The sequence below is a fragment of the Cupriavidus sp. HPC(L) genome (assembly GCF_000307735.3).
In the GTDB taxonomy this organism is placed as follows: Bacteria; Pseudomonadota; Gammaproteobacteria; order Burkholderiales; family Burkholderiaceae; genus Cupriavidus.
In genome coordinates this window covers 1-10,672 of the sequence record NZ_AMPR02000075.1, presented here as the reverse complement: position 1 = coordinate 10,672, position 10,672 = coordinate 1, and the positions used below count along the sequence as shown (strand labels likewise).

Annotated in this window: 7 protein-coding genes; 1 reads left to right on the top strand and 6 read right to left on the bottom strand. The window is 67.8% G+C overall.

What is annotated here, in order from left to right:
* Positions 1 to 136: 136 nt before the first annotated feature.
* From B551_RS06130 to xsc, 6 genes are all read right to left on the bottom strand, one after another.
* Positions 137 to 1,711, bottom strand: coding sequence for a tannase/feruloyl esterase family alpha/beta hydrolase (locus B551_RS06130; protein ID WP_006576731.1), 1,575 nt, complete (start codon positions 1,709 to 1,711; stop codon positions 137 to 139).
* A 256-nt stretch (positions 1,712 to 1,967) separates the two neighbouring features.
* Positions 1,968 to 3,482 (bottom strand): PLP-dependent aminotransferase family protein, encoded by a 1,515-nt coding sequence (locus tag B551_RS06125; protein ID WP_006576730.1) that lies wholly within the window; start codon positions 3,480 to 3,482, stop codon positions 1,968 to 1,970.
* Between the two features lie 275 nt (positions 3,483 to 3,757).
* Positions 3,758 to 5,239: an FAD-binding oxidoreductase gene (locus tag B551_RS06120; protein ID WP_006576729.1), complete on the bottom strand. Its 1,482-nt coding sequence runs from the start codon at positions 5,237 to 5,239 to the stop codon at positions 3,758 to 3,760.
* 41 nt (positions 5,240 to 5,280) lie between these two features.
* A complete protein-coding gene (locus B551_RS06115) occupies positions 5,281 to 5,652 on the bottom strand; it encodes a nuclear transport factor 2 family protein (RefSeq protein WP_043437690.1) in 372 nt (123 codons plus the stop codon).
* 430 nt (positions 5,653 to 6,082) lie between these two features.
* Positions 6,083 to 7,483 carry an amino acid permease gene (locus B551_RS06110; protein WP_006576727.1) on the bottom strand — a complete coding sequence of 467 codons (1,401 nt, stop codon included), beginning with the start codon at positions 7,481 to 7,483 and terminating at the stop codon, positions 6,083 to 6,085.
* Between the two features lie 202 nt (positions 7,484 to 7,685).
* Positions 7,686 to 9,488, bottom strand: coding sequence for a sulfoacetaldehyde acetyltransferase (xsc, locus tag B551_RS06105; protein ID WP_023263679.1), 1,803 nt, complete (start codon positions 9,486 to 9,488; stop codon positions 7,686 to 7,688).
* A gap of 242 nt (positions 9,489 to 9,730) precedes the next feature.
* Here xsc and B551_RS06100 point away from each other — a divergent pair.
* A partial coding sequence (locus B551_RS06100) for an AAA family ATPase (RefSeq protein ID WP_023263678.1) occupies positions 9,731 to 10,672 on the top strand: 942 nt, incomplete at its 3' end.

Below are 10,672 nucleotides of genomic sequence, written 5' to 3'. Positions count from 1 at the left end.
GGGGGGGGGGGGGGGGGGGGGGCCAGCGGCGGTCGTATTCGCGATATCGCTCCTGCGGGCCCCCTCTCCCCCAACCCCTCTCCCGCCGCGCGGGAGAGGGGAGCAAGTCGTCCAGCGCGCAGGCGCCGAAGCACGTTTACGGCGCTGTACACGTGTAATTCGACGCCTGCGCCGCCGCGGCCGCGTCGTTGGCCGGTCCCGTATAACGCGGATACTGCGGATAGCGGCACAGCGGACGCGAGAACGCGGTCGCGCCGTTGTTCTCCTTCGTCGCCGTCAGCGTACCCGGCGCGGAGCCTTTGGTGACCCAGGTATCGAGCGCCGTCAGCAGGTCGGTCTGGTCCGCACCCGGGCCGCCGGCGCAATGATTGACGCCCGGTGCCAGGTAGTAGCGCACGAACTCGTCGGCCGATGCCTGCCCGCCGACCGCGGCGACCATCCCCTCGTAATAGGCGTTGGTGGCCTTGAAGCTCAGCGCGGCGTCGTTGGTGCCATGCCAGAGGATCAGCTTGGCGTTGCTGTTCCTCAATGGCCGCAGGTCGGTGTTGGTTGCGTCGTTGAGGTTCGACAGATTGGCCAGCGCGGCGACGTTGCTGTCCCACGTATAGGACAGCGAGTTCTGCGAGCGGTCGCGCGCCAGATAGTTCTTGACCGTCGTGTCCTGAAACAGGAACTGCAGCGCCACGTTCAGGTTGCCGTTCCCGGTCAGCCAGGCGCCCCAGGCTCCCGGATCGTCCTCGTTGCCGCTCAGCGCCCAGCCGGCATTGGAATAGGCGCCGTTGGCCCACACCGCGGGCGATGTCCACGATTGCACGGCCGCCAGCTGCGCGTCCGACAGGCAGGCGTCGCCGCCATCCGTGCCGCCGGCACAGCGAAGCACCGCCGGATCGAAGCTGCACGACCGCGGATTGGAAACGACGCCGTCCGCGATGCCATCCTGCGCGTCGCAGGCATCCCGCACCGCCTTGGCGAGCAAATCGATCTTTGGCGCGCCCAGCATGCCGCCCGGAGCGGCGAGGGCCTTGGCATTGCGATTGAAGGCGCCCATGAAGCCGACCCAGTTGTAGGCAGGCGCGCGGGCGATGATGCCGTCGAACAGGTCCGGATTGCGCTGCGCCGCCATCAGCGCCTCACGGCCGCCATTGGAGCAGCCCTCGAAGTAGGACCGCTCCGGCGCCTTGCCATAGGCGGTTTGCAGCATCTGCCGCGCCGACGACATCACCGTCGGTACCGACTGATGGCCGAACAGCGCGGCGGCGTGCGGATCGTCGAGCGCGAAGTCCGCTGACAGCACGTTGCCGGCATGCCCCGAGTCGCTGTTGACGGTGGCGTAGCCCTGTTTCAACGCGGTCAGGTTGGTGGGAACGTCGATGCCGGGGATCGACCCGTTGTAACCGCCGCCGCCGCCGTAATACAGCTTGCCGTTCCACCGATCGGGGAGCCGCAGTTCCAGGTTCAGTCGCGGTGCGATGGTCGCGTTGACCTTGCAGAACAGCGGTTGGGGCCCGCTTGCCGCGACGGTCGCGGCCGCCGTGACCGTCGCGCCGGCGACGGTCTTGCCCGCCAGCTGCGAACACGCCTGCTCGGCATTGGCCGAGGCCGACGGCCCGGGCGTGTGGTCGTCGTCGCTGCCGCCGCAGGCGGCCAGCGCGGCCATCGCGACAGCAGTCAGGGCGATACGATGCCAACGGAAAGCGAAAGTCTGTGCCATGTCGTCTCCTTCGATGTCGTGGAGTCAGGCCAGGACGGGCGCGACCTGCCCCTCGACACCGGTCTGGCACAGACTCGAGCGGCTGCTGCTGCTGCTGCTGGGGGCGGTCCGAAGGAAGAATAGACGGGAGGCGAGGTGCAGATTGTCCCCGCGCGGACAATCGCGCCGCCATCGGATCGGGGTTTGCCCTAGGCTCGGCACTCGATGTGCTGCGCGGGCAGCCTGCCGGCAAGGGAACAGCGGGCGGTGCCGTGCCTCAGCGCCGCCGCTCGTGCTCGATCAGCTGGGCCAGCAGCCGCACACCTTCCTCGATCCGTTCCTCGGCGATCCCGGTGTAGCCGAGGCGGAAGTGCGGCGATGGTCCGTCGGCGGCAAAGAACACGTCGCCGGGCTCGATGATCACGCCGTGCCGCAGCGCGATATCGCCGAGCTTGCGTGCGTCGAGGCCCGGCGGTCCCTCGACCCAGAACGATGACGCGCCCGGCGAATTCTGGACGCGGCATTGCGGCAGATGCCGCGCCAGCATGTCGCGCAGCACGGCCGCGCGGCGCTGGAAGATCGGGGCGACCCGCCGCAGCAGCGCGTCGTGGTGGCCCAGCGAGATGAACAGCGCGGTGGCGCGCTGGTTGTTGGCCGGCGGGTGCCGCAGCATGTAGCGCCGCAGCGCCCGCGCCTGGCGGATCACCGAGCTCGGCGCGACGATATAGCCGAGCCGGATGCCGGGCACGAAGGACTTCGACAGGCTGCCGACATAGATCACGCGGCCCTCGCGGTCCAGGCTCTTCAGCGCGGGAATCGGCTGCGTCAGCGCCGGATTCTCGGTGTCGTAGTCGTCCTCGATCAGCACCACGTCGTGCCGATGCGCCTCGGCCAGCAGCGCCTCGCGCCGGTCCAGCGGCATCGTCACCGTGGTCGGGCACTGGTAGCTGGGTGTGACGAAGGCATAGTCGCAGCGCGCCAGCTCACCCTCGGGACGCAGGCCCGAGTCGTCGACCGGCAGCGGCACCACCTCGCGAGCGCGCATGCCGAAGATCGCGCGCGCATCGCTGTAGCCCGGTTCCTCCAGGCCGACCACCGCGTCGCGCATCAGCAGATCGGCCAGCAGATAGAGCGCATGCTGCGCGCCCAGCGTGACCATGATCTCGTCCGGATTGGCCCAGACCCCGCGGCGCGGCAGCACGTGGCGCTGCAACTGCTCGATCAGCAGCGGATCGTCGCGGTCGATCAGGTCGGAGGCCCAGCCGCGGATCTCCAGCACGGCCAGCGCCATGCGCGAGCATTCGCGCCAGTCAGCGGTCGGGAACAGCGCCGGATCGAACTGCCCATAGATGAACGGATACGGATAGTTCTGCCAGTCGTTGGGCTTGACGATCGCGCGCAGACCGCTGATATCGGGCAGCCGTTCGCTCCAGTCGGGGCCCGGCGTCTCGCTGCCGCCGTCGGTGCGGGCCGCCGTGTTGGCGTTCGCCGTGGACGCCGGTGGCGCCACGCTCGGCAATTGCTGGACGACGAAGTAGCCGCGCCGCGGCCGCGTTTCGAGGAAGTGCTCGTCGACCAGCTGCTGGAAGGCCAGGATCACGGTATTGCGCGCGATGCCGAGCGTCGCGGCCAGTTCGCGGCTCGACGGCAGCGCGCTGCCTTCGGGCAGCTGCCGCGACAGGATGGCGGAGACGATCTGCTGGCGCAGCTGGGCCTGCAGGCTCAGCCCCGAGTCGGCGGGCAATTGCAGCAGCCGATTCCAGAAGGTGTTTCCCTTGCCCGCCGTGGCCATGCCGTTCGCGCTCCGTATCGTCGATTTCGTCCTTGGATCGGGAAGCATTATCGGATATGGGGCGGGGAGGGGGTATGGGGACGTTCCTGCCTCTTGCGATTGCGCCATGGCACGAGCGGCCGATCCGAGCTCCCCTCTCCCACTGGTAGGAGAGGGGTGGGGGAGAGGGCCGGGCGGTGGGTCTCGCGCCATCGCTTCTGCATGCGCCCCTTGCCCTCTCCGCCGACCCCTCTCCCGCAGGCGGGAGAGGGGAGAACACCAAGGGTCTCGCTTAACTACAGCACATCATCCTTCAAGTGATACCAGTGGTACAGGAACCGCTGCCCCAGCCGCCGGAACGGTGCGAACGCCGGCGACTCGACCCACTCGCGCACATTGGGAAACGGCAGCGCCGAGCGGAAGATCGGCAGCTCCGGTCCCGGGTTCTTGCCGGCGATCATCGCGGCCATGCGGCGCCCAGCCTGGGCCGAGTACATGACGCCGTTGCCGCCGTAGCCCATCGCGTAGTAGATCGTCTGCGCGGGATCGGGACGGAAGATGCGCGGCATCATGTCGTGGCTGACGTCGACCCAGCCCCACCACGAGTAGTCGATCGGAATGCCCTTGAGCGCCGGGAACTTGCGCACCATGTCGTCGACCAGCTTCTGCTCGTACTGGGGCCGCGGCGCGTCCGTGCCGGTGATCGCGCTGCGGCTGCCGATCTGCAGGCGGCCGTCGGGCATCAGCCGGTAGTAGTGGCGCAGGATGCGGGTGTCGGTGATCACCTGCGTCGTGCGGAAGTTGCAGGCCGCGATTTCATCGGGCGTCAGCGGCCGCGTCACGATCGAGTTCGACAGGATCGGGAACAGCCGGTTCTTCAGATGCGGATGCAGGTTCTGCGAGGTATAGCCGCCGGTCGCGACGCCCACCGCGCGCGCCCGCACGATGCCGCCCGGCGTGCGCAGATAGTGCACGCCGTCGCGCGTGGTCCAGTCGAGCACCGGGCTCGATGGATGCACGGTCGCGCCCAGCGCGCGGGCGCGGCGCAGATAGCCGAAGGCCAGCTTGCCGGCATGGATGCCGATGCCTTCCGGCTCGTGCATCGCGCCGGCCGCCTCCTTGTCGTCGACGTATTCGCGCTTGACGGTATCGGCATCGAGAATTCGGGCGTCGTAGTGGAAGACCTCGCGCAGCAGCTTGGCCTCCTTCTCGAGCGCCGGCATCGCCTCGGGACGGTGCGCGATGTACAGGTGGCCGCCGGGCTGCGGATCGCAGTCGATATCGCGGATCAGCGTCTTGAAGGTCTCCATGCCGGCGCACACTTCCTCGTGCAGCCGCAGCGCGGCGTCCAGGCCGTAGCGCTGGATCCATTGCGACCGCTTGAGCCGGCCCGACGCGCATTGCGCCTGCCCGCCGTTGCGCGTGCTGCAGCCCCAGCTGACGCGGTTCGCTTCCAGCACGGTGGCCTTGATGCCGTGTTCCTGCGCCAGGAAGATCGCGCAGGTCAGCCCGGTGAAACCCGAGCCGATGATCGCGACATCGACGTCGACGTCGTGCGTGATCGGACCGTCGTCGGGCGGCGGCTCGCCGGCGGTGCCGATCCAGTAGGTCGGTGCGTAGTCGCGGCCCTGGCCGGGCGTCGGCGCGACCAGCGGGTCGTAGGCGGGATCGTAGGGCCGGGACGGACCGGTGGCCCCGTCCTGTCCGGTGTGGCCACCGGGCTGGCCCGGCGTCCCGTTCTCCCGTCCGATGGCGGTGATATCGGCAATGGCTTCCATCGCTGCGCTCCTGTTGGCGACGCGTTTGGCGACGCGTTCGATCAGCCGCGCGAACCGGCCGCCAGCGCGGGACGGTCCTTGCGATAGGCGTTCTTGACCGCGATCTTGCCGTCGCGGAAGGTGAACACGTCGACCATGCGCGCCTCGATGCGCGAGCCGTCGGCCTTGGTGCCGCGGAACGTCGATTCGCTGACGCCGCGATCGCCGCAGACGAAATGCTCGCCGTCGAGCCAGGCGGCGTCGGGGAAGGTCTGCCACGCCAGCTGGAAGCCCTCGCGCACCGCCTCGCGGCCGCTGAAGGTGCGGCCGAACAGCTCGCCGCCGGCCACCGCGTGGAACACGCAGTCGTCGGTCATGAACGACATCAGCGCGTCGATGTCGTGGCGGTTCCAGGCGTCGCTGAAGGCCTGCAGCGTGGCGGCGGTGACGCCGCCGCTGGCGCCACCGGCCTGCTGTCCGGACGGGTTGCTGGTGGCCGCGACGATGGCTTCGGTGCCGGCCTGCTTGCTTGCGTACTCCACTTGAATCTCCTCGATGTTGTTGCGGTCCGCGCGGCAGCGGACCCGGTCCTTCGCACGTTCCCAGCATAGGGAAGCGCCGGGATGCGCTGTAGGGCCAGTTGGATGGAATCGATTGGGCCAGCGTTTGCCGCTGGTGGGGGCGGTTGCCCTCTCCCCGACCCCTCTCCCGCTCGGCGGGAGAGGGGAGAGCGGAGAGGAGGCACGCAAATGCTCGGGCATATCCAATGCCGACGACCTGCTCCCCTCTCCCGCAATGCGGGAGAGGGGCTGGGGGAGAGGGCGAGGCGCCCCAAGCCGCGACGCCCTCTCAACCCTTGGAACCTCAAAACCGATGCACTTCGGCCCGCGGCATGTCGCCCAGATGTTGCTGGTGCGGATCGATCTCGCTGTCCCGCGATTGCCCATGATGGCGGTACTGCCGACGCACCAGGTAGACCAGCAGCAGGATGCCGAGGCTGACGACGCCGAGCAGCAGCGGCTTGCGCTGGTCCGGAATGAAGGCCATCGCCACCACGATGCCGGTCATGCCGATGATCGCCACATAGGTCAGATACGGGTACATCCACATGCGCACGCGCAGCTTCTCCGGTGCCTCGCGTTCGAGCCGCGCGCGCAGACGCAGCTGCGATACCGCGATCAGGATGTAGACGAAGATCGCGACCGTGCCGTACGAATTGACCAGGAAGGCGAATACCGTATCGGGCGACACGTAGGACATCACGACTGCGGCATAACCGAACAGCGTCGAGAACAGGATCGCGCGGACCGGCACGCCATTGCGGTTCAATTTGGCCAGCGCGGCCGGCGCATCGCCGCGGCGCGTCAGCGCGAAGATCATCCGCGACGACGCATACAGGCCCGAGTTCAGCGCCGACAGCACCGCGGTCAGCACCACCGCGTTCATCACCTGGGCGGCGCCACGGATGCCCATCGCGTCGAGCGCGCTGACGTACGGGGTGGCGATGCCCGGCGAGTTCCACGGCACCAGGCACACCACCAGCAGCACCGAGCCGACGTAGAACACCAGCACGCGCGTGATCACCGAGTGGGTCGCCTTGGCCACCGCCTTCTGCGGCTCCGCGGTTTCGGCCGCGGCGATCGTGACGATCTCCGCGCCGAAGTAGAAGCCCGTCGCGGCGACGGCGCCGGTCAGCACCGGCATGATGCCGTTGGGTGCGAACCCGCCGTGCGCGCTCAGGTTGGCGACGCTGGGCGCGGTATCGGGCCACATGCCCAGCACGAACAGGCCGGCCAGGAACAGGAACACGACGATCGCGGCTACCTTGATGGACGCGAACCAGAATTCGAACTCGCCGAAGGACTTGACCGAGAACAGGTTGGTCAGCGTCAGCATCACCAGCAGCACCAGGCTGATGGCCCAGGACGGAACGTCGGGCAGCCAGTAGCGGATCAGGTCCGCTCCCGCCACCGCTTCGATGGCGACCACGATGACCCAGAAGTACCAGTACATCCAGCCGGTCAGGAAGCTGGCGAGCGCGCCCGTCTGGGGCTTGTCGCGCCATGCCTCGCGCGCGTATTCGTAGAAGGAGCCGACGGTGGGCAGCGCGCACGCCATCTCGCCCAGCATCCGCATCACCAGCACCACCAGCATGCCGGTCAGCAGGAAGGAAAGGACGGCCGCCGGGCCGGCCGACTTGATCACGACGCCGCTGCCGACGAACAGTCCGGCACCGATCACGCCGCCGAGCGCGATCATCGTCATGTGGCGCTGTTTCAGGCTGTGCTTGAGGCCGCGCGAGCCCTCGGGGTTATCCAGCAATTTTTGTCTCCAGTGCTTCTCATGATGGTGTCGTCACGGCGTCGCTGTCTTTGTTTTGTCTGTCCGGGGCCGCATTGCTGCGGCGGCCCCGAAGGCCGTGATCGCGCGGCGCGGCAGGGCCGCACCGCGCGCCTCGTTGCTTCCGTTATACGTAATCCTTGTACTTGTCGAGCAGGCGGACCGGCTTGGACAAGGCATCGCGGCGGAACGGATCGCCCAGTTCGCGGGTGCACATGATTTCCACGATGGTGGTCTTGCCGTGGTTCATCTGCAGGTCGATGGCCTTCTTCAGCGCCGGGCCGACATCCTCGAGCCGGTCGACCACGATGCCTTCGGCGCCCATCGCGCGGGCGATGTTGGCGAAGCTCGGGTTGTCCAGCTCGCCGGCGACGAAGCGGCGATTGTAGAAGTCCACCTGGTTCTTCTTCTCCGCGCCCCACTGGCGGTTGTGGAAGACCACCGCGGTGACCGGGATGTTATGGCGTACGCAGGTCATGGTCTCCATCAGGCTCATGCCCCAGGCACCGTCACCGGCGTACGAGATCGCCGGCCGGTGCGGCGCCGCGACCTTGGCGCCGATGATGGTCGGGAAGGCGTAGCCGCAGTTGCCCCAGCTCATCGCCGCGAAGAAGCTGCGCGGCTTCTCGAAGCGCAGATAGCTGTTGGCCACCGAGTTGATGTTGCCGATGTCGGTCGACACCATCACGTCGGCCGGCATCGCCTTTTCGAGCTCGCGCAGCACCTGGCGCGGATGCAGGTAGGTGCCGCCGTTCGGCGTCCGTTCGTTCTTCTGTTCCTCGATCATGTCGAGGCTGAACGCGTCACGCTCGTGCGTCCACTCGTCCAGTTCCTTCTCCCAGGCGGCCTTCTCGGTGGCGATCTGGTCGGCGCGCGCGGCGCGGGTCGCGTCGCAGGCCAGCGTGCGGTTGGCCAGCCGCTCGGTCAGCGCGACGGCGGCTGCCTTGGCGTCGCCGCAGATGCCGACCGAGATCTTCTTCACCAGGCCCAGCATCTTGTGGTCGGCGTCGATCTGGATGATCTTGGCCGTCTTCGGCCAGTAGTCCATGCCGTGCTGCGGCAGCGTGCCGAACGGTCCCAGCCGCGAACCGAGCGCCACCACGACGTCGGCGCGCGAGATCAGCTTCATCGCCGCCTTCGAACCCTGATAGCCGAGCGGACCGCACCACAGCGGGTGGCTGGCGGGGAAGGAGTCGTTGTGCAGATAGCTGTTGACCACCGGCGCGCCCAGCCGCTCGGCCAGCGCCTTGCATTCCTCGACGCCATCGGCCATCACCACGCCGCCGCCGGAGATGATCACCGGGAACCTGGCCTGCGCCAGCAGTTCGGCCGCTTCGTTCAGGCTCTGCTCGCCGCCCGGGCCGCGGTCCAGCCGGCGCGGCTGCGGAATCTCGGCCTTGATCTGGCCGTAGAAGTAGTCGCGCGGAATGTTCAACTGGGTCGGGCCCATCTCGGCCATCGCGCGATCGAAGCAGCGGCCGGTGAATTCGGCCATGCGCGCCGGATTGGTGACGTGGCCCTGGTACTTGGTGAACTCCTGGAACATGGGCAACTGGTTGGCTTCCTGGAAGCCGCCCAGGCCGATGCCCATGGTGCCGGCCTCGGGCGTGACGATCACCACCGGGCTGTGCGCCCAGTAGGCCGCGGCAATCGCGGTCACGCAGTTGCTGATGCCGGGGCCGTTCTGGCCGATCACGACGCCGTGGCGGCCCGACACGCGCGCATAGCCGTCGGCCATATGGCCGGCGCCCTGCTCATGCACGACCGGGATCAGGCGGATGCCGGCGGGCGCGAAGATGTCCATCGCATCCATGAAGGCCGACCCCATGATGCCGAACATATCGGTCACGCCGTTGGCGGCGAGGGTTTCGACAAAGGCCTCGGAAGGCGTCATGGCCTGCGGGCCGGCGGTGGGAGTGTGGTCGGACATGCTTGCGGTCTCCGGTAGGTTGGGATCGTTGTGACTCGTAAAACGGTACGGTATGTACCGAAAACTGTTGTTTGGCTGAAATGTAGGACGGACGTCGAGCATCGTCAATAGGAAAATCCATTAATCGGTATGAGTTGTACCTAAAAGTGAGACTGGGATAAGATGGCCTCGTGAACAGCCGGCGGCGGGCATGCGCCTGCGCGGCGCGTCGAAGTAGTCCAGCCTTATCCAGGAGAACCGAAGTGGCGATCGACCTTGCCAGCGTGACGCCGGACCGCATGGTGTCGGTGCGTGAAGTGTTCGGCATCGACAGCGCGATGCGGGTGCCGGCCTTCGGCGTGCGCGACGACCACGTGCCGGAAATCGATCCCGGCTACCGCTTCGAGCCGGAGGTCACGCTGGCGATCCTGTCCGGCTTCGTCAGCAACCGCCGCGTGCTGGTGCAGGGCATGCACGGCACCGGCAAGTCGACCCATATCGAGCAGGTGGCGGCGCGGCTTAACTGGCCCTGCGTGCGCGTCAATCTCGACGGCCATATCGGCCGCATGGACCTGGTCGGGCGCGACACCGTGGTGCTGCGCGACGGCCAGCAGGTCACCGAATTCCAGGAGGGCATCGTGCCGTGGGCGCTGCAGCGGCCGATCGCGCTGGTGTTCGATGAATACGACGCGGGCCGGCCGGACGTGATGTTCGTGATCCAGCGCGTGCTCGAGCGCGATGGACGGTTCACGCTGCTGGACCAGAAACGCGTGATCCAGCCGCATCCGTTCTTCCGGCTGTTCGCGACCGCCAACACGGTCGGGCTCGGCAATCTGACCGGCATGTATCACGGCACCCACCTGCTGAACCACGCGCAGATCGACCGCTGGAACGTGGTGGCGACGCTGGACTATCTGCCGCGCGAGGCGGAGATCGATATCGTGCTGACGCGCGTGCCGGAACTGGCCGACGCGGCCGGGCGCGAACTGGTCGGCGCGATGGTCGCCGTCGCGCAGCTGACGCGCGAAGGATTTGCCGCGGGCGACGTGTCGACGCTGATGTCGCCGCGCACGGTGATCGCCTGGGCCGAGAACTGCCAGATCTTCCGCGATCCGGCGCTGGCGTTCCGGCTCAGCTTCCTGAACAAGTGCGAGCCGGGCGAGCGCTCGATCGTGGCCGAGTATTTCCAGCGCGGCTTCGGTACC

Excerpts from the sequence above, each read along its gene's own strand:
- B551_RS06130 (WP_006576731.1), bottom strand. The coding sequence starts at position 1,711 with ATGGCACAGACTTTCGCTTTCCGTTGGCATCGTATCGCCCTGACTGCT.
- B551_RS06125 (WP_006576730.1), bottom strand. The coding sequence starts at position 3,482 with ATGGCCACGGCGGGCAAGGGAAACACCTTCTGGAATCGGCTGCTGCAA.
- B551_RS06120 (WP_006576729.1), bottom strand. The coding sequence starts at position 5,239 with ATGGAAGCCATTGCCGATATCACCGCCATCGGACGGGAGAACGGGACG.
- B551_RS06110 (WP_006576727.1), bottom strand. The coding sequence starts at position 7,483 with ATGACGATGATCGCGCTCGGCGGCGTGATCGGTGCCGGACTGTTCGTC.
- xsc (WP_023263679.1), bottom strand. The coding sequence starts at position 9,488 with ATGTCCGACCACACTCCCACCGCCGGCCCGCAGGCCATGACGCCTTCC.